We start from the raw sequence: 23,113 nt of genomic DNA, 5'->3' as shown, positions 1-23,113 counted from the left end.
CACGGAGCAGAGGATCTTTACCGTTTCTCCTCGCCAGCGCCCAGAAAGATCCACATCGGCCCCAATGCCGCGCTGATTACCGCTTTCATATCCGCGATGCGGTCGGTTCCTGTCCAAACGATTCCGTTGACAAGTCCCTTATCCGGTATCCTGGTCGTATCCGAAGCCTAAGTGGACTCAATGCTGCTGACAGGTCGTCGCACCTTTTACTGATTCGTCCACCTCACACAGCAGCAACCGTTCCACCCGCAGATGCGTACGCAGTCTGGAGCGCCGTCAACGGATTGACGTGCTGCGCATAGTGGTTGCCCGGCAGGCTTGCCCAGATGTTGCTGCAAAGAAAGACGGCGTGATCGAGATCGCCGCCGTCGATCGACACAAGCGCGCCGCGCTCGCGGATCTGCTGCAGCGCGATGAGGTCCTGGCTCATTGGCGAGAAGTCTGCCAAATGAAGAAGCGACTCGTAATACGCGTAGTAGCGGAACAGCAGTTGATATCGGCCCGCCGCAGTCGAATCGAGTGCGGGATTGAAAACGTCGGGATGCTTCGCGTAGCTGTTGAACAATAAAGGACGAGAGGGTGTCGAGCCGACCAGAACGTTGTAGCCATTGTCCGAGGCCGCGAGCAACTGCGGTCCGATTTCCGAAAACGCGATCATGTCGAGAAACGCGCAGCGGTTTTCGCCGCCAGCGGCGGAAGCAGATATGAACGGCATAGCATCCTCCATGTTGTAACGTTTTCATTCGTGACGATCACTCAGCAGGCGAGATCGACAGTCACAGGCGATTGGAGATGCAATCGATAAGAGTCCTACCGATAATCTAGATTGCCGAGAAACAATCGGTTGCCGCTCTTTCATCGTTATGTGCGAAGCCGAACAGTGGCCGCGAGCAGACCACCACAGGTTTGCAGGCGAGTCAGCCGCACCGCTGCTCACGCTCGTCGCGTCCGAGAACACCCCGCTCGTCTGACAAATTTACGAAACCGTAAGCTACCCGCAGGCATAGGGCATATCTCGGGCATATCCCAGAGACCCAGGTACACCACCTAGATAAATCTGATTGACGATTTCGATGTCGTCTGACAACAATATCCATGGTGATCGAGTCAGCCGCTCCTGTTCGATCTCGCCGCTGTAACCGTGCCTCTCCCGTTCGCATTTGCGTCGCCACGCGGCCCAATCGCCGCCGAAGTCGAGCCACGCCCCCTTCAGCAAAACAATCCAGCGAGACAACATAGGAGAACGAATCAAATGGCAACACATGACCATGACGATCCCCTGCCCTCCAAAGCCCACAACCATGCGCCCGCCTCGCCCAAACGGCGCGCGTTCATGGCCTTTGCCGGCGCGTCCGCAGGCGCTAGCCTCCTCGCCGCCAGCCGCGGAGCGGCAGCAGCCGATTCCATGTTTCCCACGCCCGCCAATTTCGGAGGAACGATTCCACAGCCGCCCGGCCACGCCGCCGGCGACCCGATCTGGGGCCCGGACGGCCAGGCCACGGCGATCATCAGAAGGCTTGCCCACGTCGATCGCTCGCTGTTCTCCCGCGCCGACTTTCACGTAACGAGCTACGGTGCGCGCACACTCCCCGCCTCCGCGCTGATTACGTCGACCGCGTGGCCCGGCGGCAAGATTCCATGGGTGACGGGTGGCACGGAACAGACCGCGCATCCGACCAGCGACCTGCAAAGCCCGGGCTCGGGCGTGATGGTGCCGTGCGACTACACGGGCACGCAATACGACTCTTGCACCGCGATCAATACCGCAATTGTCGACGCGAGTCGCGCCGGCGGCGGCCGCGTGGTGGTGCCGGCGGGCAACTGGTACTGCGGCGGTCCGATCGTGCTGCTGAGCCATGTGAACCTGCACCTGGAATCGGGCTGCACGATCTATTTCAGTCCGAATCCTGCGGACTATGCGAAAACCGGCCCGTACAAGACGGCGAACGGCAATCTGTATCACACGCGCTGGCAGGCGAACGACTGCCTGAATTTCGGCTCGCCGATTTACGCATTCCGCCAGACCAACATTGCCCTCACCGCCGACGACAACACCTGCGTGCTGAACGGTCAGGCGATGACGCCGATGCAACTGAGCACCCAGGCGCCCACCTCGTGCTGGTGGACCTACAAGGGAAGCAGCAACACATACGGCTGCGCCGGTTCCTCGACGCCGTCGCAGGCCTATGTGAATCCGAACAACGTCGCGCTAACGAGCCTCCCCGCTGGCCAGATCCAGAACCCGCAGGCGAACGTCTCCTTCACGAATCAGTACGGCGTGACGACTTCGCTGATGACCCTGCTCACGGGCACGGGCTGGAACCAGGACCAGAACTATCTGCCCGCGCTCTCCGAACTGCGCGTGCCTATCGAGAACCGCATTTTCGGCAACGGTCACTATCTGCGCCCTTGCATGATCGAGTTCATCGGCTGCACGAATGTGTACCTGCAGAACTACCACACGCAGAACACGCCGTTCTGGCAGCACCATCCCACCGATTGCACGAACGTGGTGATCGACGGCGTGTTTTCCGACAGCATCGGACCGAACAACGACGGCTTCGATCCGGACGCGTGCAATCACGTGCTGGTGCAAAACGTTCAGTTCAACACCGGCGACGACTGCATCGCGATCAAGTCCGGCAAGTATCTCGACACCGAGTACGGTCCGATGCAGAACATCGTCGTGCAGAACTGCACGATGCAAAGCGGCCACGGCGGCCTGACCATCGGTAGCGAAATGAGCGCGGGCGTGCGCAACGTCTACGCCCGCAACCTGACGATGCAAAACGAGAACTGGGCGAGCAACCCGCTCAATATCGCGCTGCGCTTCAAGAGCAACATGAACCGCGGCGGCTTCATCAACAACGTCTGGATCAACGGCGTGACGCTCGCCAACGGCGTGAACCTCGCGGGGAAATACGGCGGCGGCTCGCTAGGCGCTGCGATCAGCAAGATCACGGGCACGGGCACGACCGGTCTCGCAACGAACCCGTCGACGGGCCAGGGCGGCCTGATCACGTTCGACTGCGATTACAGCCCGTCCGGCGACGCGGTGCGCTGGAGTCCGTCGGTGATCAGCAACATCAACATCACCAATGTGAACGCGAGCAACGTGTCGGGCGCGGTGTCCTACTCGATGCCCTCTGGCTTCGTCGCCGGGTCGAACTCGTGCTTCCAGGCGATCGTCATGCAGGGGCCCGAGGCAGTCGACTACAACGGTCCGCTGCCGGTGCCGACCGTGAGTCCGATCAGCGGCGTCACGATCTCGAACTGCAACCTCGGCAACCCGGTGTGCACGGGCGCGGTTCCGACCACGCCCTCGACATCGGCGACGGCTGCGCCGGGGCCCGTCTTCGCGAGCAACGTGAGCGGCATTACGCTGACCAATGTGGTGATCGCGGGCACCACGTACAACACGTCGCTGACCGCACCGGCGACCTGATGTCGACGCAACGCACACGGACGCGGGCAAGCGCGTTCCGTGTGCGCGGCGATCGGTTCGTCAGTGTGGTTCCTTGTCTGCCGGAGGTTGCCGGCGTTTCGGCGCCGGTTCATCTCCGGACTGCCCCGGCTCGCGCGTACAGGCGTCCGGCGGCATGACAAAGGGAATGTCGTCGCGGCAACACGCATATACCGGAAACCCGTACGCGTTCGTACCGACGATGGTCGTTGGCCCATGCAGCGGGCACACCGCCTTCATGCTGCCTCCCGAAACTCATTGCTCGATGGCTTGTAGCTTACCCCTCGCGGGGCATGGCTCAAGCCTTCTTCACGTAGGCATTGCACCAGCCTTTGGCGTCGACGATCTTGCCGCCATAGGTCGCGCATGGACCATTCGGCGCGCCCGGCTTGCCCTGAAACAGCTGGCAGTTCGCGCAGGTCTGTCCCGCCTGGAAGCGCGGGAACTTCGTCTTGTCGACTTTGCTCGCGTCGGTTTTGTAGCCGAGCGCCATGGCGGTCGGATCGCTCTCGGAGAGCACCGGCGCGTCGGCGCGCGATTCGGTGGAAAGCGCCGCCGTGGAAGCCACGGAGGCGGCAAGGATCATGAAGCGACGACGGGAAAGCGGCATGGTGGGGCTCCTGAGCATGGAACGTACCCGGCTCTCGTTGTTGCTGATCAGCTGGCCGATTCGTTCGCGTTTTATCCGTGTGCTATTTATTTATATCACTTCGTGATGCGTTGTAAAGAACGGAAACATTGTGCATCGGATGCTTCTTTATTTAATTCGTTATGCAAATCAATTTTCATGACGAGCGGAAACGCGGCACCACATCGGCGCCGCCTTGGCTTCACCACGCCGCGCAGACCTTGCCGAAATGCGCCCCGGCCTGCTGATGACGAAACGCATCCGCAAGCTCGTCCAGCCCGAACGTACGGTCGAGCACGGGGCGAATGCCGGCCTGGTCGAGCGCCGCGACGTAGTCTTGTTGCTGTCGGCGGCTGCCCACGATCAAGCCCTGCAGGCGCGCCTGCTTCGCCATGAGTACGGAAGTCGGCACGGTGCCTTCGCGTCCGGTCAACACGCCGATCAGCGCGATGTGGCCGCCCACGCGCACCGCATCGATCGACTGCGCGAGCGTGCCCGGCCCGCCGACTTCGATCACGTGATCCACGCCCTTGCCGCCCGTCATGTCGCGCACGAGCGCGCCCCACTTTTCGTGTTGCCGGTAGTTGACCACCTGGTCGGCGCCCAACACCTTCGCACGCGCCAGCTTCTCGTCCGAAGATGAAGTGACGATGACGGAAGCACCCATCATCCGTGCGATCTGCAACGCTGCGATCGACACGCCGCCGGTGCCGAGCGTCAGCACGGTGTCGCCGGCCTTGAGGCCGCCGTCGACCACCAGCGCGCGCCATGCCGTAAGCCCCGCCGTCGTGATCGTGGCCGCCTCGGCGTAGGTCCAGCCGCGCGGCGCGAGCGTGAAGGCGCTCGCGGGCCGCACGGCGTGCAAAGTCGCGAAGCCATCCGCGCCGTCGCCGGGCGTCTGCGCGAAGTTGCCCACAGCCTGCCACGGCAAACCGTCCGCCCATTGCGGGAAGAAGCACGACACGACGTGGTCGCCGCGCTTGAATTCCGTCACGCCCGCGCCGACCGCCGACACCACGCCCGCGCCATCGGACATCAGCACGCGCCCATCCGCCGTGGGGATCGCGCCGTTGGCGACCAGCAGATCGTGAAAATTGAGCGACGTGGCGTGAAGCTCCACGCGGATCTCGCCGGCGCCAGGGGCGCCGGGCTCGGCGATATCGCGCAGCTCGATGCGGTCGAGCCCGCCCGGCGCACGCACCACAGCGGCCTTCATTGCCGTGCTCCCTTCGCCTTGCGCGCGGCGTCGACGAGGCCGTCGAGCCAGTCCTGGTGCCCGTTGATCATCGGATTCGGGCGCGTTTTCGCGAGCGTCACAGCCGGTTTGCCCTTCTGCGATTCCTGCGTGAGCACACGCACGCGGCCGCCGGAAAGGTCTTCGATGAGCCACGCGTGGATCACATCGAGGCGCGTTTCTGCGTCACCCTCGGCCCAGCCGTGCCACGCCACGCGTGCGGGCTGGCCCGCGGCCGGCGGCACGTGCTCGGTCACTTTGGCCTGCACCGGAAAGCCGAAAGTCTTGAACTGAAAACGCGCGCCCGCGCTCAGTTCGGGGCCCAGGCCGTCGTGGAAGCCGACATCCGCGGAATTGCTGTAATAGCTCGGCCACACGGTCGCGTAGTTCAGCAGCGGCCAGACGTCGGCGGTGGAGAGGCCCGCAACGATCACTTCGTTGGAACAGAAGTTATCGGTCGTGCCGGGCAAATAGTCTTCGGGCCAGAAAATCTCGTTCATGTTCGTTACCTTTCGATGCTGTCGGTTTAGGTGCGGTGGACACGAGAAATCATGCGGGCTATGCTGAAATAAATCCAATCGCGGCTCATTATTTCCGTCATAAACCGTGTTGATATCAGAATGCTCGATCTGAACCTCTTGCGGGCGCTCGACGCCCTGCTCGACGAACGCAACGTCACGCGCGCCGCGCAGCGTCTGTCGCTCACGCAGCCGGCCGTGAGCGCGATGTTGACGCGTCTGCGTGAGAGTTTCGGCGATCCGCTGTTCGTGCGCTCGCAACGTGGCATCGTGCCGACCGAACGCGCGCTGCAACTGGCCGCGCCGCTCAAGCAGGTGTTGAGCGAGATCGAGCAGATGCTGCAGCCGCAGGCCTTCGCGCCGGCCGAGGCCGAGATGACGCTCACCCTCGCCTCGACCGACTACGCGCTGCGCGCAGTCGTCGTGCCATATCTCGCGCGGCTGCGGGAAACGGCGCCCGGCGTGCGCGCCGTGATCGTGCCGGTGCAGCACGAGCGTCTGCAGGCGCAACTGGAAAGCGGCGATGTGGATCTGGCCCTGATCACGCCGGAGACCACGCCTGCGGACCTGCATGCGCGGCGACTCTTCGACGAGCGCTACGTGTGCGTGATGCGCGCGGATCACCCAGCCGCCGCGCGGCGGCTCACGCTGGAGCGGTTTTGCGCGCTCGATCACGCGTTGGTGTCGTATGAGGGTGGAAGCCTGAGCGGCGTCACGGACGAGGCGCTGGCGCGCGTGGGGCGCACACGGCGCGTGACGGTGTCGGTGAACAGCTTTCTCGTGCTGCCCGATATCTTGCTGACGAGCGATCTGATTGCGGTCGTGCCGTCACGGCTCGTGAAGAACGCACCGGGGCTCGCAGTGGTCGAGCCGCCGCTCGCGATACCGGGATTCACCAAGACGCTCGCGTGGCACGAGCGCACGCATCGCTCACCAGGGCATCAGTGGGCGCGCGCGTTGTTGTTCGAGACGTGTGAGGCGTTGGCAGTCGAGGCGCCGGTGTGACGTCGTCACGTCGGCGCGCGTAAAGGCAATCAGCAGGACGGGCTGCCGTTGGCCGTGCAGAACGCCGCGGGCGCGCCCGCGATCAAAGGCAGCGGCGTGACGGGCCGCGGCGGTGGCGGCACTATCCTCACAGCACCGCACCACGAGGTATGGCTGTGCACCGCGCTGGGCACGCAGGGCGCAACGGCCGCGCGCATCTCCTCGGCCGCTTCCTCGCTCAGTTCATTGCGCTCGCGCGCTTCGAGCGCGGGCCGCAGCTGGTCGTCCAGCCACGACGCGAACGCGACGACACAGCCTGCCGCGACGGCGAGCAGCATGACCCGCGCCTTGTGCTCGCGCAGCTTGATGAGCAGGCGCACCGCCGCCGGCCGGTCTGCGATCTGCGCCTCGCGCCCTGCGGCGGCCCGCACCGCCGCTCCTTCGATGATTCTCGTTGCCACTGTTTATTCGTTTTGCTCTTGTGATTGCGCCTCGCGCCCGTATCGAGGCATACGGGTTAACGGCAGGTCAGCGCAATCCGAAAGGGGGCAGACGAAAATATTTGAGAGCCTCAGTGGCCCTCGCGCGAGCGCTCCGCAAACGCGAACACGGTCTCGCGGAACCGCTCCACCGCCGGATTGCGCACGGCGGGCTTCGTCACAAGATGGAGCGGCGCACGAAATGCCTCGTCCCCGGCCACGCGGCAGTAGCGCACGCTCTCCTGCTGATAGCGCCGCATGGAAGCCGGCACGAGTGTCACGCCGCCACCCGCGGCCACGAGGTTGATCGCGGTGACCATGCGCGGCACCTCGTCGACCACGCGCAAGTGCACGCCCTGGGCTTCGCAGGCGCGCACGAAATCGGCGTACATGCCGGGAGCGCCGGGCCGCCGCACGAAGATGAACGGCTCGCCCGCGAGGCGCTTGAGCGACACCGCCCGCGTCCCCGCCAGCCTGTGGCCCACCGGCAGCACGAGCAGCATGTGCTCCTGGGCGATGCGCTCGAAGCGCAGCTCAGCGGGCGTCTCGATCGGCTTGCGCAGGATCGCGACATCGACGTGCCCGTTCATCATCATCTCGATGATCTCGGCTGCGTTGATCTCGCTGAGTTCGATGGCGATGTCGGGATGCGCGTCGCGATACGCGCGTATCACGGCCGGCGCGAGCGGATGAAACGCGGCCGAACTCGTGAGCGCCACATGCAGCTTGCCCACCTGCCCGAGCGCCACCCGCCGCGCGTGTGTCACGCCCTGTTCGAGCGTGCGCAGAAGGTTGCGCGCGCACGCTGCGAAGGCCTCGCCCGGCGCGGTCAGCTCCACGCCGCGCGGCTGCCGCGTGAACAGTGCAAAGCCCAGTTCCTGTTCGAGTTCCTGGATCTGCTGCGAGAGCGGCGGTTGCTGCATGTGCAGCCGCGCGGCCGCGCGCGTGAACTGGCGCTCTTCGCAAACAGCAAGGAAGTAGCGCAGGTGACGTAGCTCCATCGGGACGCTCCGGCAGAAGGATTGGTATAGGCATTGGATATGGCAACCCCATCCGATATGTATTTTACATTTGCCGCGCAACTCCCTAGTCTGTGAAGAAAACGCCAACGACGACTTCCGGAGACATATGCAATCCATTCTCGAAGCAGGCCCGGCGGCGCTCGACGCGCCCCGCCTCACCACTTCGCAGGTACGCCGCGCCGTGCTCGCCTCGGTCATCGGCAACGGGCTCGAGTGGTTCGACTTCCTCATCTACGGCTACTTCGCGAAGACCATCGCGCACGTGTTCTTCCCCGTGCAGAGCAGCTTTCTGTCGATCACGCTCACACTCGCCACGTTCGCGATCGGCTTCGTCGTGCGGCCGCTCGGCGGCGTGGTGATCGGCGCATTCGCCGACCGCTACGGACGGCGCAGGACTTTGTCGGCGCTGATCGTGCTGATGGCGGCGAGCACCTTGCTCATGGGCGTCACGCCCGGCTATGCGTCGATCGGCATCGCCGCGCCGCTCATCGTGCTGCTCGCGCGCATCCTGCAAGGGCTTTCGGTGGGCGGCGAGTTCGCCACCGCCGCCTCGATGCTCACCGAGTACGCGCCGCCCGGCCGCAAGATGTTCTATGGCAGCTTCCAGATGACGTCCCAGGCCGTCGCGCTGCTACTGTCTTCGGCGTGCAGTTTCCTGCTCACCACGCGGCTCTCGCCCGCGGCGCTCACAGAATGGGGCTGGCGCGTGCCCTTCCTGCTCGGCGCGCTGGTCGGCCCGGTGGGCTTCTATATCCGCCACAAGGTCGCCGAATCGCCGGAGTTCGTGCAGTTGCGCGAGCGTCTCGGCCATGCGCCGCGCCAGTCCCTGCGCACTTTCCTGCGCGAACGCGGCGACGCGGCGCTGTGCGCGGTTGGCGTGATCGCCGTAGGCGCGGCGACCAACTATCTCTGGCATTCGTATATGCCGCTCTACGTCGAGCGCCAGCTCCATCTGCCGCTCAAGAGCGCGCTGCTCGGCACGGCGGCGTCGGGGCTCATCGGCATCGTCGGCTATCCGCTCGCGGGCAAGCTCGCCGACCGCTTCGGCGCTTACCGGCTGTTCCTGCCCGTGACGCTCGTGTGGATCTGCGCCGCCTGGCCGCTCTTCGCGTGGGTCCTTGCCGCGCCGACGCCGGAGCGCGTGTTCGCCGCGCAAATGGTCGCCACCGTCGTGCTGAGCCTGATGTCGGGCGCGCACCCCGGCATGCTCACGCAGCTTTTCCCCACGTCCACGCGCTCCACGGGCGTCGCGCTCTCGTACAACATCGCCGTCACGCTGTTCGGCGGCATGGCGCCGCTCACGGTCTCGACGCTGATCGGCGTGACCGGTTCGCGCATCGTGCCGGCGTGGTATCTCATCGTCACGGGCATCGTGTCGCTCGTGCTGGTTTTTGCGAGTGTTTCGGGCCGGCGTCTGTTGCGCGAGCCCAATGCGTGGCCGGCCGAGTCGGAGTCGGAATGAGCGAGCAGTCCATCGTGAGCGGCGTGAGCCACGTGAGCGATCAACGCCCGCGCAACGAGTACCCGGTGCGCGCGATCGGCGATGTCATGCTGCGCGTCGTCACGGCGCAAGGCAGCGGCAGTGTGCCGATGTTCGTGGGCGGCTGCACTGAGAGCGAGCGTGCCACGCGTGCTCTCGTGATGCTGCACGGCCGCCTGCGCGACGCCGACGCCTATTTGCGCTCGACGCTGCGCGCCCGCGCCGCTTCCTCCGCGCATGACGACGACACGCTCGTCGTGGTGCCGCAGTTCCTCGCCAGCGCCGATGTCGAGCATCACCGCGCGCCAGCGGACCTGCTGCATTGGGAATGGACCGCCTGGATGGGCGGAGCCGATGCGCGCGGTCCCGCGCCCTTGAGTTCCTTCGACGCGCTCGACGCCCTCGTCGCGCAACTCGCCGACCGCGCTCGTTATCCGGCTCTGCGCGAGATCGTCATCGCGGGGCATTCGGGCGGGGCTCAGGTCGCGCATCGCTATGCGATCCTGAGCCCTGCGCCCGAGCAATGCGCGCAGCGCGGCGTGACCCTGCGCTTCGTGATCGCGAATCCCTCTTCCTGGGTGTATTTCGATTCGTTGCGCCCGCAACTTGATGGCAGTTTCGCCCCTGCGGATCACGTCGCATGCCCCGACGTCGACGACTGGAAGTACGGCATGCGCAAGCTCCCGCGCTATGCCACGGCCATGCACGATGCCGTCACGCTCGAGCGCCGCTACATCGGGCGGGAAGTGGTGTATCTGGCAGGCGAGCGCGATTGCGATCCGGCGCACGCGGCGCTCGACCGCTCGTGCGCGGCCAGCGCACAGGGGCCTCACCGCCTCGCGCGAGCCCGCGCCTATTTCGCCTACCTCGGCGCCCGGCACCCGCAGTTGCGCCATGCGTGGTTCGAGGTGCCGGGTGCGGGCCACAACGCCGAGGCCATGTTCCTCTCCGGGCCCGGCATACGCGCTCTGTTCGGCGCGCACGCCACGATCGACGCGGCACGCGCGGCGAGCCAGGCACAAAGCGCAGGCGGCGCGGACGATTGAGCGGGCGGCCGTCGTATCATAGCGGCTCGATTCCCGCCGGATGCGCGCACTCGCCCGGCCGCCCAACGACCGCCATGAGACGCCTTCCCCCGCTCAACGCCCTGCAGATTTTCGAAACGGTCGCCCGCTATGGCAGCTTTACGCGCGCGGCCGAGCACCTTTGCCTCACACAAGGCGCAGTCAGCCGGCAGATCCTCGCGCTCGAGCAGTACTACGGCCTGCCGCTCTTTCGCCGCTCGTCCAAAGGTCTCACGCTCACCGCCGAGGGCGAGCAACTGCTGCCGGCCGTGCGCGACGGCTTCGGGCGCATCGAGGAAGCCTCGCAGCGCCTCACGCGCCAGCGCACCGAGCTTGCCCTCAAGGTCCCGACCTGCGTGATGCGCTGGATGCTGCCGCGCATCATGCGCTTCCAGAACGAGCACCCCGACCTGCAGATCCAGATCACGACCACGTGGGGCCACGAAGTCGACTTCCAGGCGGAGCCTTTCGACGCGGCGATCATCTACGGTTCGTCGCCCGGCGCCGACGTGCATGCGGTGCCGCTCTTCGACGAATACCTCACACCCGTCTGCACGCCCGAGGTGCTCTCGCGCCGCCCGCTCGTCAAGCCCGACGATCTCGCGCACCAGACCCTCCTGCACCCCACGCGCGACCACGCCGACTGGCGCCTGTGGCTCGCGCGCGCGGGCGCGAAAAAGGTCGATGCCGATCTCGGCCCCACATTCGAATCGCTCGATCTCGCGGCCACTGCCGCCATGCAGGGGTTCGGCGTCGCCATCACCGACCGCACGCTCGTCCGCGAGGATGTCGAGACACGACGCCTCGTCATGCCCTTCGATCTCGCCGTGCCCACGGGCTCGCGCTACTATTTCGTGTACCCCGAATGCGTGGCCCAGCAGAAGAAGGTGCAGTTGTTCAGCGAGTGGATGGGCCAGGACCGCTCGACGCCGTAGCGCGCCATGACGGCAGCGCATGGCGGCCATGAGAATTAATCGATTGCATGCGGGCTGCTCTTTCGGCGTAATGGGGCGCTCCGCGCAAGGCCCGATCTTCCGGCAACCTCGCAATTGACACACCATGCGGCCGCGCGCCGCCCGAAGGGAGACCGACCATGCAGAGCGCCGCGCAGGCCCGCTCGAAGCTGCCCGATGTTGGCACGACGATTTTCACGGTAATCGGCCAGCTTGCCGCCGAGCATCAGGCGCTGAACCTCTCGCAAGGCGCGCCGAATTTCGACCCAAGCGCGAAACTCGTGGATGACGTGGCCACCGCCATGCGCGCGGGCCACAACCAGTACGCGCCGATGGCGGGCCTGGCCGAGCTGCGCGAAGCGCTCGCCGCGAAGTTCGAGACGCTCCATGGCGCGCACTACGACCCGTCGAGCGAAGTGACCGTGCTCGCGAGCGCGAGCGAAGGCCTGTACTCGACGATCAGCGCGCTCGTGCATCCCGGCGACGAAGTCATCTACTTCGAGCCCGCATTCGACAGCTATGCGCCCATCGTGCGCCTGCAGGGCGCGAAGCCGGTGGCGATCAAGCTCGCGCAGCCGCATTTCCGCGTGGACTGGGACGCCGTGCGCGCGGCCATCACGCCGCGCACGCGCATGATCATCGTGAACACGCCGCACAATCCCACGGCCACGATCTTCGGCGAGGACGACATCGCGCGGCTCACGGCGCTCACGCGCAATACCGACATCGTGATTCTCTCCGACGAGGTGTACGAGCACGTGGTGTTCGACGGCGCGCCGCACCGGAGCATGGCGCGCTATCGCGAACTGGCCGAGCGCAGCGTGATCGTTTCGTCGTTCGGCAAGTCGTATCACGTCACGGGTTGGCGCGTGGGCTATTGCGTCGCCCCCGCCGCGCTGATGGACGAGATCCGCAAGGTCCACCAGTTCATGGTCTTTTCCGCCGACACACCCATGCAGTATGCGTTCGCCCAGGCGCTTGCCGAGCCGCAAAGCTATCTGGGCCTGGCGGCCTTCTACCAGCACAAGCGCGACCTGCTCGCGCGCGCGCTGGAAACCTCGCGCTTCGAACTGCTGCCGAGCGAAGGCAGCTTTTTCCTGCTCGCGCGTTTCCGGTCTTTCTCCGACGAGCGTGACAGCGACTTCGTGCTGCGCCTCATCCGCGACGCCCGCGTGGCGACGATTCCGCTCTCGGCGTTCTACACCGACGGCACCGACGAAGGCATCATCCGCCTGAGCTTCGCCAAGGATGACGAAACATTGCTCGAAGGCGCACGCCGCCTTTGCGCGATTTAAGGCACCGCATTCGAAACACAACGAAACTGCTCGAAACTGGTAAGCAAGGAGATCACCATGAAGCGACTCAATGCGCTCCTCGCGCTCGCATGCGTGTACGGCGTACTCGGCCCGGCATCGGCATTCGCCGATACGAACCTGTTGCGCTTCGGCGTCGAGGCGCAGTATCCGCCGTTCGAAACCAAAGCCGCGGACGGCACGCTGCAAGGCTTCGATATCGACATCGGCAATGCCGTGTGCGCGAAGGCGGGCATGACCTGCAAATGGGTCGAAACGTCGTTCGACGGCCTGATTCCCGCGCTTCAGGGCCGCAAGTTCGACGCCATCAACTCGGCGATGAACGCCACCGAAAAGCGCCGCGAGGCCATCGATTTCACCACGGTGATCTATCGTGTGCCGAGCCGCCTGATCGCGCGCAGTGACAGCGGACTCGTCGCGACCGCCGCATCGCTCAAGGGCAAACGTGTCGGCGTGCTGCAATCGTCGATTCAGGAAACTTATGCAAAGGTGCACTGGGAGCCGGCCGGCGTGAGCGTCGTGCCCTATCAGGACCAGAACCAGATTTACGCGGATCTCGGCGCGGGGCGTCTTGATGCGACGCTCGTGCTCGCGCCCGCGGGCCAGAAAGGCTTTCTTTCGCAGCCTGATGGCAAGGGCTTCGCGTTCGTGGGCGAAGCCGTGCGCGACGACAAGATTCTGGGCAGCGGCGTGGCGTTCGGCATCCGCAAGGGCGATACGGCCTTGCGCGAGCGCCTGAACGCGGCCATCGCGAAGATCGAGTCCGACGGCACGGTCACGTCGCTCGCGCACAAATACTTCGGCGACATCGACGTTTCGCCCAAGTAATACGCCGCACTCAGGGGCGGCCGCATCGCATGAGCGAACTCAGCGCCGCCCCTGTCGCGAATTGCGATTCACGTGGGCGTCGTTCTTCGTGCGCTCCTGATACGCATCGCCGCCCCAGCGGTCCGTGTCCTCCTGCCCGCTTTCGATGTCGCTATGCCCCTGGCGGCCCACCGAGCGCGGCTCGTGCGGGTGCCGCCGCGCGAGCGGCTCGCTGCTTTCGTGCTGCGGACGCTTGACGTTCGTGCCGTCGTCGTCCGGCGTCTCGTGATGCTTCATGGTTGCCTCCTTGTCAGCGCAACGCGCCGCCGCTCATTCGCGCAGCGGCTCGACGCTGCGGGTCGGGTCGAAGTCGGCCCAATGACCTTGCTGCCAACGTCCGTCGGCACGCTCGATCTCCATGCCGCCCGCCGCGCCCAGTACCTGCGCCGCCGTGTGCTGAGTGCCGGGGCTCACGTGCACGGCCACCAGCACGCCGGACTCGCGGGCCTTCGGCGTGCCGTCGGGCTCGTGGCCGATGTCGGGCTGACGCGCCTTGCCGCCGCCCCTCGTCTGCCATAGCGCGCCCGCGAGCGTACCGACATAGGCGCCCACGCCGGCGGCCACCGCCAGCACCACCAGCGAGTGGAACACGATGTATGAGATCAGCACGCCGAGCACGAGGCCGATCACCGCACCGCCCGCTGCCCCGGTGGCCGCGCCGACCGACGTGTCGCGCGCGCCCGGGTCGACGAACTCGTCGCCGCCCACCGGATACCGCGCGTGCTGGCCGCTCGGGTTCACGAAGAACGAGGCGATATCCTCGCCGACGAAGCCGTTCGAATGCAGCTTGTCGACGGCCACTTCCGCTTCGTGCAGCGTGGTGAAGCGGCTCGCAACGATCATAGACATAGCTCTCTCCTTGCAGGCTTCGGTGAGTGGAAGTTCCTGACCAGGAGCGCATGCATCGTGCCATTCGCCTGCGCTCGATCCGATTCGCGCATTCGCCTGCCCCTTGCCGGTTAGCGCATCGGGCGTGCCCAGGCATGGCTGGAACGCCCGATGCGCGCTGCGAAGTCACTGAGAAAGAGCCATCGAGACGGGAGCCCCTATGAACACCTTCGATTTCGACCAGCGTCTTGAGGAGATCCAGATCGCTGTCGCGAACATTTTCGAATCGCCCAAGCGGCCGGCGGTGAGCCTCATCGACGAGGGCGAAACGATCGTCATCCAGCTTTCGTGGGTCGTGGACTCGCACCGCGACACCACGCTCGACTCGCGCTGCGCCGCCACGCTGCGCTTCTCGCGCGCGCAACTCGACCGCTACGCCGCGATGGACACGGCGCGCCGACGCATGATCCAGCAGCGCATTCGCGAGCGCGTGCGCGAGCGCTTCGAGGCAAGGCAGACGCCGCTCCCCACAGAGGGCGCGTGCTCGATAGAAATCGACGTCGACGATTCGGAGTTCGAAACGCCGGCAGGCTTTCTTTGAGCAGCGCGACCGCCTAGCCCGCGGCTGCCGCCGACCGTTCCATGCGCGAGCGCGACGAAGCGTGCAGCCCGAGATTCGCCACTAGCGCGATCAGCGCCGAACCGATCACGTACCACGCCGGCGCGGCAGGCGACCCGCTCATGCGCACGAATGCCGCGCAGAGCAACGGCGCAAACCCGCTGAACACCACCACCGAAACGTTGTACGCGAGCGCGATGCCGCTAAAACGCACCTGCACCGGAAAGAGATCGGCGAGGACCGCGGCCCACGTACCGCTCGCGAGCGAGAACACCAGCGCGGCAAGCACGAACAACACGACCACATTCACGCTGTGCGCCGCGAGCGCCGTATAGAACGGCCAGGCAAGCGCGGCGAGCAGCACGCAAGACACACGCAGCAGGTATCGGCGCGGCACGAAGTCGCCAGCCCAGGCCGCCGCGAGCAGCCCCACCGAACTCACGAGCAAGTACGCATTCTGGGCGAGCGCAGCTTCGCGCGGCGCGTATTTCAGCGTCTCGATCAGATACGCGGGCATGTGGCCGTAGAGCACGCCGTTGAAGCCCGCCATCACCGCAATCGAAAGCGCGCCGCCTACCACCGCGCCGCGATGGTGGCGCAGCGTTTCGCGAAACGGCTGCTTCACCACGGCGCCCTGCATTTGCCTGAATTCGGGCGACTCGTCGAGATTGCGGCGCAGCAGATACGAAACGATCCCGCACAGCCCGCCCACGAGGAATGCAATGCGCCAGCCGTAGCTCGCGGCGTCGGCGGGGGTGAGTGCGGACTGCACGACGAGATTGACGATCGTCGCGAGCATCACGCCCGTATTGATCGCGCAGACGATCACGCCGGCCGCGAGGCCCGCGCGGCGCGGTGCCGCTTCCACCGCGTAGGTGATCGCGCCGGGCATTTCGCCGCCCACGCAAAAGCCTTGCAGCACGCGCAGGCCGATCAGCGCGATGGGCGCCGCAATGCCCCAGCGCGCGTAATTCGGCATCAGGCCGATGCAGATCGTCGCGAGCGTCACGACGACGATCGAACCCACGAACACGGGCCGCCGCCCGATGCGGTCACCCAGGCTGCTGAGCACGATGCCGCCGAGCGGCCGGATGATATAGCCGATCGCGAGCACCGAAAACGTGAGCAGCATGCTCACGAGCGGGTCGGTCGCCGGAAAGAATTGCGCGGCGATCGAATGCGCGAAGAAGCCGTAAATCACGAAATCATAGAACTCCAGCGAGCCGCCCAGACTCGCAATGAGGATCATCTTCCATTGGGCGCGGGTCAGGCCAGGCGCTGCGGCGTGCGACGCTGGCAGCGAGGGTGTCGTCTCCATTTGCTCTCCTTGTTGATGGACTTGGCGGCGCTTGCGTTTCTGCTAACGGATCTTCGTCCTGCGCCTCTGCTTCAAAAGCATCGGCCCGGGCCGCCGCGTTGCATCGCGGACTGCCCGGGCCTTGGGTCAAGCGGCCTCGCGTCGCTGCGGCGCGCACGCAACGCCCGCGCGTGCGAGCAGCGCGTCCAGTTCGCCCGCATCGTGCGCGACGCCGCCGACGTAGCGGTCGGGCCGCAGCAGCACGGCGCGCGCGCCGGTGTCCGCGAGCCAGGCGCGAAGCGGTTCTCGTGTAGCCGATACGATCGCCACGCGTTCGCGTTGCGCTGCGTTCGTCAGCGCGTCCTGCGCGCGTTGCGCGAGCGCTTCGTCAACGATCAGCGCGAAGCGATAGCCAACGGCGTCGTCGAGGCGCGAGCCGTCTTCGAACACAGGTTGCCGCCCGATATCGCCGCCCGCCACTCCGGCGTGCCAGCCCGGGCCCAAACGCGGCTGGGGCGTGCGGAACTCGCGAATCGCCGCTGTCATCTCGCGGTCGCGCGCGGCAACGGCGTCGGTGTCGGTGGCCTGGATCACGCCGCCTAGCTGCACCGCCGTTTCGATGAACGTGCGCACGTGCGGTTCGCGCTCGCTCTCGTAGGTGTCGAGCAGCGTCTCGGGCAGCGCGCCATCGATCACGTCGGCGAGCTTCCACGCGAGGTTCGAGGCGTCGCGTATGCCCGCGGCCATGCCCTGCCCCATGAACGGCGGCGTCTGGTGCGCGGCGTCGCCTGCGATCAGCAGCCTGCCGCGCCGCCAGCCCTGCGCGATCACCGAATGGAACGTGTAGATCGCCGAGCGTTCGAGTTGCGCGTGCTCGGGCGTGATCCATCGTGCGAGCCGCTCCCAGATCCATTCCTGCGTGCCGATGCGTCGCTCGTCGTCGCCCGGCATCACCATGATTTCCCAGCGGCGGCGATTGTGCGGACCACGCGTGTACGTGGTCGGCCGCGCTGGGTCGCAGTACTGGATCGAGTAGTCGCCGAGATCGGCGCGCTCGCCTTCCAGCAGCACGTCCACCACGACCCAGCGCTCGTGCGATTTCAGATCGGCCAGCTCGGTGCCGATGAAGCGGCGCACGGTCGAACGCGCACCGTCGCAACCCACCACGTAGCGCGCCGTGGTGTGCGCAAGGCGCCCTTGCGCCGTGTCCTCGAAGCGGATGCGCACGTGGTCGTCGCGTTCGTCGAGCGCGAACACCTCGTGACGCAAGTGCACGTCGGCGCCGCCGCGCGCGGATAGTTGCGCACGCAACGCCCGTTCGAGATCCGGCTGATGAAACTTGTAGCTTGCGCACCAGCCTTGCGGGCCGATGCCGCCGGGCCTTGTCCAGTCGATCATCAGCTCGCCGCGTGCATTCACGAACTTCATGCCGGGGCCGACGAAGAGATTGGGCAGCAGCGTCTGCGCGACTCCGGCAGCCTGAAACACGCGCATGCATTCGCCATCGAAGTGCACGGCGCGCGGCAACTGGAACACGTCCTTGTCGCGCTCGAACACCACGACTTTCAGGCCGCGCAGCGTGAGCAGATTGGCGAGCGTCGCGCCGGTCGGCCCGAAGCCGATGATCGCGACGTCATAGTCGGGCGGCGGATTTGTTTTGCATACCGAATTGTTTACGACATCCTTCATCCCATTCACCTGATCCATGGCTAACTGAGTGAAAACTACTGGATGACTGCGCCGCCCGCATCGCGCGGGCGGCGTCCTGCGGCTTACGCTTCGTCCGCGACGGGATTCCTGAGCGTGCCGATGCGATCCACCTCGACTTCCACCACGTCGCCATGCTTCATGAAAAGCGGCGGATTGCGCTTCGCGCCCACGCCGCCGGGCGTGCCGGTCACGATCACGTCGCCGGGAAAGAGCGGCGTGAAGGTGGAGAGATACGCGATCTGCTTCGCAATGCCGTGAATCAGCATTTCCGTGGTCGCGCGCTGCACTTCCTGGCCGTTCAGTCGCGTGACGAGCGTCATCAGCGCGTTCGGCTCGATCTCGTCGCTCGTGACCATCCATGGGCCGAACGCGCCCGTGCGGTAGAAGTTCTTGCCCGGTCCCCATTGGCCCGTGTGGCGCTGCCAGTCGCGCACCGAGCCGTCGTTGTAGCAGCTGTAGCCCGCGATATGACGCCATGCGTCGGCCTCGGCAATGCGCCGCCCGCCCTCGCCGATGATCACGGCGATCTCGCCTTCATAGTCGAACTGTGTGGACTCGCGCGGACGCAGCATGGGCTCGCCCGCCCCCACCTGCGAAGCCGGCAGGCGCATGAAGATCACGGGCTGCTCCGTAGTCTCGCGGTTGGTTTCCTTCACGTGCTCCGCGTAGTTCAGGCCCACGCAGAAGATCTGCTGCGGATTCGCAATGACGGGCTCGAGCATGACTTCGGCGAGCGGATAGTCGCCCTTGCCTTCGCTCGCGGCGCGCTCCGCTTCGGCGAATGCGCCGGCTGCGATCAGCGACTTGAGATCGGCATAGCGCCCGCCCAGGCGCTTCTTGAGGTCGAACACCGCGCCGTCGCGCACGACGCCGAACGACGAACCTTCATGGGTGGAAAAGCTGGCGAGTTTCATGATGCTCCGATGATAAAGAGTGGGTTTACCTTGAAAGCGGGACGCGCATTTCTTGGTGCGTTTATCGTATTTTGAGAATACACTACGAAAAACGCGATGCACAACTTGATTTTTATCAGGGTTTATCACTACCACTGGAGACAGCATGACTCTGCCGAACATCGACTCAACCACGAAGCGAACCGGCCTCACGCTCAGCCACATGGGCTTTTACGTGAGCGACATGGCGAAGGTCGAGGACTTCTATACGCGGGTGCTCGAATTCACGGTAACGGACCGCGGCACGCTGCCCTCGCCGCGCGGCACGGTCAGCCTTGTCTTTCTCAGCCGCGATCCCCGTGTGCATCACCAGATCGTGCTGGCGAGCGGCAGGCCCGAGCAGTTGCCCTTCAATCCGATCAACCAGATTTCACTGGAGGCGGACAGCCTCGCCACGCTCAAGCACTTTCACCGGCGCTTCGTGGAGGAAGGGATGGAGGAGATCGTTCCGGTCACGCACGGCAATGCGATCTCGTTCTACGCGCGCGACCCGGAAGGCAACCGGCTGGAGATTTTCATCGACACGCCGTGGTACGTGGATCAGCCCATGCGCGTGAGTGTGGACTTCACGCTGCCCGACGACGCGTTGCTGGCCGAGGTCGAGCGCCATGCGAGCACGTTGCCGGGCTTCCGGCCGCGCGCGGTGTGGGAGAGGGAGATGGCGGCGCGTATGGGCATAGCGTGACGCCGCGCCGTTTTATGACTCGATCAATGCACGCACGCGCGTGGAAATGCGCGCGGCGGCATCCTTCACGGCCTCGACCACGCGCTCGAGGTTGAAGAACGCGAGGCGCTGCTCGGGCACGACGAGCGCAAGCGAAGCCACCGCTTCGCCCGATGCGTCGGCGAAGAGCGGCGAAGCGACGGCGGACATGCCCGCTTCGAGTTCGCCCTTCGAGAGATAGAACCCCGCGCGGCGGATCTTGAGCAGGCTCGCGCGGAACTCTTCGAGCGAGCCGCCGAGTCCGCTGGCAGCGATGTCTTCGGGGTACTGCTCGAACAGCGCGGCGAGCTTCGCCTTGGGAAACGTCGAAAGGATCGCCTTGGGCGCGGCGCCAAGAAAGAGCGGGCGCGGACGGCCACGTCCATAGCGCAGGTCGAATACGGCGTCGTGCGATTCACGGTGCGTATCGACGAGTTCATTGCCGTACCAGCGCGACATGACAGCGTCGAAGCCCGATTGCTCCGCCAGCTCGCGCATGACCGGCTGCCCTGCTTTCAACAACGGATCGGAAATGCGCAGATGGTAGTCGAGCGTGATGATGCGCGGGCCGAGGCCGTATTCGCCGCCCACGAAGCGCAGCAGCATGCCCGTATCGACGAGTTCACGCAGGTAGCGATAAGCGGTCGGCACCGAGCATTGCAGTTCGGCCGCCACTTGTTCGGCGGAAAGAAAAGGCCGCGCCTCGGAAAAGAGTTCGAGGATGGACAGCAGTTTCGCAATGCTCGACAAGGGCCGGTCTCCGGTCACGCGTGGGGTGGCCAATTATAGCGGCCGCTACCCCGCGTTCGTGCCCCGCAAACCCGGCGGCACCATGCAAAACCGCCGCATTGCAGGGCGCGCTTTACACGTGCCCCGCAATGCGGCGGTCGGTATGGATTACCGGTGCCACATGCACCGCGCATCACCCAGGCGAAAGTCGCCTGACATCATTCATGCGCGATACATGTTTAGCATAGCTTTACTGCATATGCTGGCCGCCGTTGATAGGAATATTTGCGCCCGTCACGAAGCCCGCTTCGTCCGAACACAGGAAGAGCACGAGCGCTGCGACTTCACCCGGGTTGCCGAGACGGCCCATCGGGATCTGCGGCAGGATCTTCGTGTCGAGAATGTCCTGAGGAATAGCGGTCACCATCTTCGTGGCGAGATAGCCCGGCGAAATGGTGTTGACCGTCACACCCTTGCGGGCCACTTCCAGCGCGAGCGACTTCGTGAAGCCGTGCATGCCGGCCTTCGCCGCGGCGTAGTTGGTCTGGCCGACCGAACCCTTCGAACCGTTCACCGACGAAATGTTGATGATGCGGCCCCACGAGCGCTCGACCATGCTGTCGCACAGCGGCTTCGAGATATTGAAGATCGAGTCGAGATTGGTGCGCAGCACGGCGTCCCAATTGACCTTGTCGAGCTTGCGGAACGTCATGTCGCGCGTGATGCCCGCGTTGTTCACGAGAATATCGACAGGGCCGATCTCGCTCTGGATCTTCTTCGCGCCGCGCTGGCACGAATCATAGTCCGCTACGTCCATGCCATACGCATGGAATTCGCGGTCGGTCTCCTTCATGCGCGCCAGCCAGTCCTTCGCGCCGGCGTTATCAGGCGAATGCGTCACGACCACGCGATAGCCCGCATCATGCAGCTTCACGCTGATGGCCTCTCCAAGGCCGCCCATACCACCTGTCACCAATGCAATACGATTAGTCATCCTATATATCCGCGAGAGTTGAGCGTCACTAAAACCGTGGCGTTACGCGTGATGCGTGCAGGCGCCACATACACTGTTGCCCCGCTTCATCCTTCCACCCAAGACGAAGACAAGGCGAATACCGCGCGGCTTCTGATCAGTTTCTAGTATTGCGCGTGGTTGCTGCTACTGGCGGCTCGCCGCTGCTACTCGCGCGACGAGCCGCTTGCTGCCTGGTTACTGAGCTGCTTACTGCGTTGAAAGCCGGATTAAACGGGGATCAAGCGCGAATCAAGCGCGCTCGAGCGCGAGCGCCACGCCCATGCCGCCGCCGATGCACAGCGAGGCAAGACCGCGCTTCGCGTCGCGCCGCTGCATTTCGTGCAGCAGCGTCACGAGAATCCGGCAGCCCGACGCGCCGATCGGGTGACCGATCGCAATCGCCCCGCCGTTCACGTTGATCTTCGACGTGTCCCAGCCCATCTGCTTGTTCACGGCCAGCGCCTGCGCCGCGAACGCCTCGTTGATCTCCATGAGATCGAGGTCGTTCACCGACCAGCCCGCGCGCTCCAGCGCACGCTTCGACGCCGGCACCGGGCCCATGCCCATCACCTTCGGGTCCACGCCGCCGCTGGCGTACGCCTTGATGCGTGCGAGCGGCTTCAGGCCCAGCGCCTCGGCCTTCTTCGCCGACATCACCACGACCGCAGCCGCGCCGTCGTTGATGCCCGACGCGTTCGCCGCCGTCACCGTGCCTTCCTTGTTGAACGCCGGCTTCAGGCCCGCGAGCGATTCCGCCGTCACGCCGTGACGCACGAATTCGTCGGTCCTGAACTGCAGCGGCTCRCCCTTGCGYTGGGGAATYTCCACCGAGACGATCTCTTCGTCGAAACGGCCGGCCTTCTGCGCGGCTTCCGCCTTGTTCTGCGAGAGCGCSGCAAACGCGTCCTGCTCCTCGCGCGTGATGCCGTATTCCTTGGCGACGTTTTCCGCCGTCACGCCCATGTGGTACTGGTTGTACACGTCCCACAGGCCGTCGACGATCATGCTGTCGATGAGCTTCGCGTCGCCCATGCGGAAGCCGTCGCGCGAGCCCGGCAGCACGTGCGGCGCGGCGCTCATGTTCTCCTGGCCGCCGGCCACGACGATGTCCGAATCGCCTGCGATGATCGCGTTGGCCGCGAGCATCACCGCCTTCAGGCCGGAGCCGCACACCTTGTTGATCGTCATGGCGGGCACGGCCGCGGGCAGGCCCGCCTTGATCGACGCCTGGCGCGCCACGTTCTGGCCCGAACC

The 23,113-nt window shown here is 65.3% G+C and carries 23 protein-coding genes; 9 read left to right on the top strand and 14 right to left on the bottom strand.

The genetic code is table 11. From position 1 onward, the window contains the following. Positions 1-223: 223 nt before the first annotated feature. Entirely contained in the window at positions 224-715 is a 492-nt protein-coding gene (locus tag E1N52_RS22920) for a glycoside hydrolase family 24 protein (RefSeq protein WP_133185023.1), read from the bottom strand. Positions 716-1,252: 537 nt separating this feature from the next. Here E1N52_RS22920 and E1N52_RS22915 point away from each other — a divergent pair. Further along, positions 1,253-3,445 (top strand): glycoside hydrolase family 28 protein, encoded by a 2,193-nt coding sequence (locus tag E1N52_RS22915; protein WP_246089178.1) that lies wholly within the window; start codon positions 1,253-1,255, stop codon positions 3,443-3,445. Between the two features lie 316 nt (positions 3,446-3,761). Here E1N52_RS22915 and E1N52_RS22905 read toward each other — a convergent pair whose 3' ends face one another. From E1N52_RS22905 to E1N52_RS22895, 3 genes are all read right to left on the bottom strand, one after another. Further along, the gene (locus tag E1N52_RS22905; protein WP_133185021.1) at positions 3,762-4,073 is read right to left on the bottom strand and encodes a high-potential iron-sulfur protein; all 312 of its coding nucleotides are present in this window, start codon (positions 4,071-4,073) and stop codon (positions 3,762-3,764) included. Positions 4,074-4,293: 220 nt separating this feature from the next. After that, on the bottom strand, positions 4,294-5,307 hold the full coding sequence (locus E1N52_RS22900) for a zinc-dependent alcohol dehydrogenase family protein (protein WP_133185020.1): 1,014 nt from the start codon (positions 5,305-5,307) through the stop codon (positions 4,294-4,296). Further along, positions 5,304-5,825 carry an SRPBCC family protein gene (locus E1N52_RS22895; protein WP_133185019.1) on the bottom strand — a complete coding sequence of 174 codons (522 nt, stop codon included), beginning with the start codon at positions 5,823-5,825 and terminating at the stop codon, positions 5,304-5,306. The genes E1N52_RS22900 and E1N52_RS22895 overlap by 4 nt, the downstream gene beginning before the upstream one ends. Positions 5,826-5,945: 120 nt before the next feature. Here E1N52_RS22895 and E1N52_RS22890 point away from each other — a divergent pair, with 120 nt between their 5' ends. Then, positions 5,946-6,848: a LysR family transcriptional regulator gene (locus E1N52_RS22890; protein WP_133185018.1), complete on the top strand. Its 903-nt coding sequence runs from the start codon at positions 5,946-5,948 to the stop codon at positions 6,846-6,848. A 29-nt stretch (positions 6,849-6,877) separates the two neighbouring features. On the opposite strand, the gene E1N52_RS22885 is transcribed toward E1N52_RS22890, so the two are convergent. Beyond that, positions 6,878-7,288, bottom strand: coding sequence for a hypothetical protein (locus E1N52_RS22885; protein WP_133185017.1), 411 nt, complete (start codon positions 7,286-7,288; stop codon positions 6,878-6,880). A gap of 110 nt (positions 7,289-7,398) precedes the next feature. Continuing rightward, entirely contained in the window at positions 7,399-8,307 is a 909-nt protein-coding gene (locus E1N52_RS22880; protein ID WP_133185016.1) for a LysR family transcriptional regulator, read from the bottom strand. 127 nt (positions 8,308-8,434) lie between these two features. On the opposite strand from E1N52_RS22880, the gene E1N52_RS22875 reads away from it, so the two are divergent. The 5 genes from E1N52_RS22875 (at position 8,435) to E1N52_RS22855 (ending at position 13,966) form a co-directional block, all read left to right on the top strand. Next, positions 8,435-9,790 (top strand): MFS transporter, encoded by a 1,356-nt coding sequence (locus E1N52_RS22875; protein WP_133185015.1) that lies wholly within the window; start codon positions 8,435-8,437, stop codon positions 9,788-9,790. Beyond that, complete coding sequence (locus E1N52_RS22870; protein ID WP_133185014.1) at positions 9,787-10,854, top strand: hypothetical protein; 1,068 nt, start codon at positions 9,787-9,789, stop codon at positions 10,852-10,854. Before E1N52_RS22875 ends, E1N52_RS22870 begins: the two co-directional genes overlap by 4 nt. 74 nt (positions 10,855-10,928) lie before the next feature. After that, on the top strand, positions 10,929-11,807 hold the full coding sequence (locus tag E1N52_RS22865) for a LysR substrate-binding domain-containing protein (RefSeq protein WP_133185013.1): 879 nt from the start codon (positions 10,929-10,931) through the stop codon (positions 11,805-11,807). 158 nt (positions 11,808-11,965) lie between these two features. Further along, the gene (locus E1N52_RS22860) at positions 11,966-13,120 is read left to right on the top strand and encodes a pyridoxal phosphate-dependent aminotransferase (RefSeq protein ID WP_133185012.1); all 1,155 of its coding nucleotides are present in this window, start codon (positions 11,966-11,968) and stop codon (positions 13,118-13,120) included. A gap of 57 nt (positions 13,121-13,177) precedes the next feature. Beyond that, positions 13,178-13,966: an ABC transporter substrate-binding protein gene (locus E1N52_RS22855; RefSeq protein ID WP_133185011.1), complete on the top strand. Its 789-nt coding sequence runs from the start codon at positions 13,178-13,180 to the stop codon at positions 13,964-13,966. Between the two features lie 39 nt (positions 13,967-14,005). Here the strand turns inward: E1N52_RS22855 and E1N52_RS22850 are convergent, their stop codons facing one another. Together E1N52_RS22850 and E1N52_RS22845 are read right to left on the bottom strand one after the other, a co-directional pair. Then, on the bottom strand, positions 14,006-14,242 hold the full coding sequence (locus tag E1N52_RS22850; protein ID WP_133185010.1) for a hypothetical protein: 237 nt from the start codon (positions 14,240-14,242) through the stop codon (positions 14,006-14,008). A gap of 33 nt (positions 14,243-14,275) precedes the next feature. Continuing rightward, positions 14,276-14,854: a hypothetical protein gene (locus tag E1N52_RS22845; RefSeq protein ID WP_133185009.1), complete on the bottom strand. Its 579-nt coding sequence runs from the start codon at positions 14,852-14,854 to the stop codon at positions 14,276-14,278. A gap of 199 nt (positions 14,855-15,053) precedes the next feature. On the opposite strand from E1N52_RS22845, the gene E1N52_RS22840 reads away from it, so the two are divergent. Then, positions 15,054-15,434 (top strand): DUF3022 domain-containing protein, encoded by a 381-nt coding sequence (locus E1N52_RS22840; protein WP_133185008.1) that lies wholly within the window; start codon positions 15,054-15,056, stop codon positions 15,432-15,434. Positions 15,435-15,447: 13 nt separating this feature from the next. Here the strand turns inward: E1N52_RS22840 and E1N52_RS22835 are convergent, their stop codons facing one another. From E1N52_RS22835 to E1N52_RS22825, 3 genes are all read right to left on the bottom strand, one after another. Further along, positions 15,448-16,770, bottom strand: coding sequence for an MFS transporter (locus tag E1N52_RS22835; RefSeq protein WP_133185007.1), 1,323 nt, complete (start codon positions 16,768-16,770; stop codon positions 15,448-15,450). A 126-nt stretch (positions 16,771-16,896) separates the two neighbouring features. Next, positions 16,897-18,438 (bottom strand): bifunctional 3-(3-hydroxy-phenyl)propionate/3-hydroxycinnamic acid hydroxylase MhpA, encoded by a 1,542-nt coding sequence (mhpA, locus tag E1N52_RS22830; protein ID WP_133185006.1) that lies wholly within the window; start codon positions 18,436-18,438, stop codon positions 16,897-16,899. Positions 18,439-18,521: 83 nt separating this feature from the next. Continuing rightward, positions 18,522-19,373 carry a fumarylacetoacetate hydrolase family protein gene (locus tag E1N52_RS22825; RefSeq protein WP_133185005.1) on the bottom strand — a complete coding sequence of 284 codons (852 nt, stop codon included), beginning with the start codon at positions 19,371-19,373 and terminating at the stop codon, positions 18,522-18,524. A gap of 145 nt (positions 19,374-19,518) precedes the next feature. On the opposite strand from E1N52_RS22825, the gene E1N52_RS22820 reads away from it, so the two are divergent. After that, positions 19,519-20,097: a VOC family protein gene (locus tag E1N52_RS22820; RefSeq protein ID WP_133185004.1), complete on the top strand. Its 579-nt coding sequence runs from the start codon at positions 19,519-19,521 to the stop codon at positions 20,095-20,097. Positions 20,098-20,109: 12 nt separating this feature from the next. Here the strand turns inward: E1N52_RS22820 and E1N52_RS22815 are convergent, their stop codons facing one another. The 3 genes from E1N52_RS22815 to E1N52_RS22805 form a co-directional block, all read right to left on the bottom strand. After that, positions 20,110-20,865, bottom strand: coding sequence for an IclR family transcriptional regulator (locus tag E1N52_RS22815; RefSeq protein ID WP_133185003.1), 756 nt, complete (start codon positions 20,863-20,865; stop codon positions 20,110-20,112). Between the two features lie 229 nt (positions 20,866-21,094). Further along, on the bottom strand, positions 21,095-21,838 hold the full coding sequence (gene phbB / locus E1N52_RS22810) for an acetoacetyl-CoA reductase (protein WP_133185002.1): 744 nt from the start codon (positions 21,836-21,838) through the stop codon (positions 21,095-21,097). Between the two features lie 270 nt (positions 21,839-22,108). Continuing rightward, a partial coding sequence (locus tag E1N52_RS22805) for an acetyl-CoA C-acetyltransferase (RefSeq protein ID WP_133185001.1) occupies positions 22,109-23,113 on the bottom strand: 1,005 nt, incomplete at its 5' end.

Source organism: Paraburkholderia guartelaensis (assembly GCF_004353905.1).
In the GTDB taxonomy this organism is placed as follows: domain Bacteria; phylum Pseudomonadota; class Gammaproteobacteria; order Burkholderiales; family Burkholderiaceae; genus Paraburkholderia; species Paraburkholderia guartelaensis.
The sequence above is the reverse complement of the archived record's forward strand: the minus strand, read 5'-3'. Positions and strand labels throughout refer to the sequence as shown.

Coding starts and splice junctions, on each gene's coding strand:
- E1N52_RS22920 (WP_133185023.1), bottom strand. CDS start 715: ATGCCGTTCATATCTGCTTCCGCCGCTGGCGGCGAAAACCGCTGCGCG.
- E1N52_RS22915 (WP_246089178.1), top strand. CDS start 1,253: ATGGCAACACATGACCATGACGATCCCCTGCCCTCCAAAGCCCACAAC.
- E1N52_RS22905 (WP_133185021.1), bottom strand. CDS start 4,073: ATGCCGCTTTCCCGTCGTCGCTTCATGATCCTTGCCGCCTCCGTGGCT.
- E1N52_RS22900 (WP_133185020.1), bottom strand. CDS start 5,307: ATGAAGGCCGCTGTGGTGCGTGCGCCGGGCGGGCTCGACCGCATCGAG.
- E1N52_RS22895 (WP_133185019.1), bottom strand. CDS start 5,825: ATGAACGAGATTTTCTGGCCCGAAGACTATTTGCCCGGCACGACCGAT.
- E1N52_RS22890 (WP_133185018.1), top strand. CDS start 5,946: ATGCTCGATCTGAACCTCTTGCGGGCGCTCGACGCCCTGCTCGACGAA.
- E1N52_RS22880 (WP_133185016.1), bottom strand. CDS start 8,307: ATGGAGCTACGTCACCTGCGCTACTTCCTTGCTGTTTGCGAAGAGCGC.
- E1N52_RS22875 (WP_133185015.1), top strand. CDS start 8,435: ATGCAATCCATTCTCGAAGCAGGCCCGGCGGCGCTCGACGCGCCCCGC.
- E1N52_RS22870 (WP_133185014.1), top strand. CDS start 9,787: ATGAGCGAGCAGTCCATCGTGAGCGGCGTGAGCCACGTGAGCGATCAA.
- E1N52_RS22865 (WP_133185013.1), top strand. CDS start 10,929: ATGAGACGCCTTCCCCCGCTCAACGCCCTGCAGATTTTCGAAACGGTC.
- E1N52_RS22860 (WP_133185012.1), top strand. CDS start 11,966: ATGCAGAGCGCCGCGCAGGCCCGCTCGAAGCTGCCCGATGTTGGCACG.
- E1N52_RS22855 (WP_133185011.1), top strand. CDS start 13,178: ATGAAGCGACTCAATGCGCTCCTCGCGCTCGCATGCGTGTACGGCGTA.
- E1N52_RS22850 (WP_133185010.1), bottom strand. CDS start 14,242: ATGAAGCATCACGAGACGCCGGACGACGACGGCACGAACGTCAAGCGT.
- E1N52_RS22845 (WP_133185009.1), bottom strand. CDS start 14,854: ATGTCTATGATCGTTGCGAGCCGCTTCACCACGCTGCACGAAGCGGAA.
- E1N52_RS22840 (WP_133185008.1), top strand. CDS start 15,054: ATGAACACCTTCGATTTCGACCAGCGTCTTGAGGAGATCCAGATCGCT.
- E1N52_RS22835 (WP_133185007.1), bottom strand. CDS start 16,770: ATGGAGACGACACCCTCGCTGCCAGCGTCGCACGCCGCAGCGCCTGGC.
- mhpA (WP_133185006.1), bottom strand. CDS start 18,438: ATGAAGGATGTCGTAAACAATTCGGTATGCAAAACAAATCCGCCGCCC.
- E1N52_RS22825 (WP_133185005.1), bottom strand. CDS start 19,373: ATGAAACTCGCCAGCTTTTCCACCCATGAAGGTTCGTCGTTCGGCGTC.
- E1N52_RS22820 (WP_133185004.1), top strand. CDS start 19,519: ATGACTCTGCCGAACATCGACTCAACCACGAAGCGAACCGGCCTCACG.
- phbB (WP_133185002.1), bottom strand. CDS start 21,838: ATGACTAATCGTATTGCATTGGTGACAGGTGGTATGGGCGGCCTTGGA.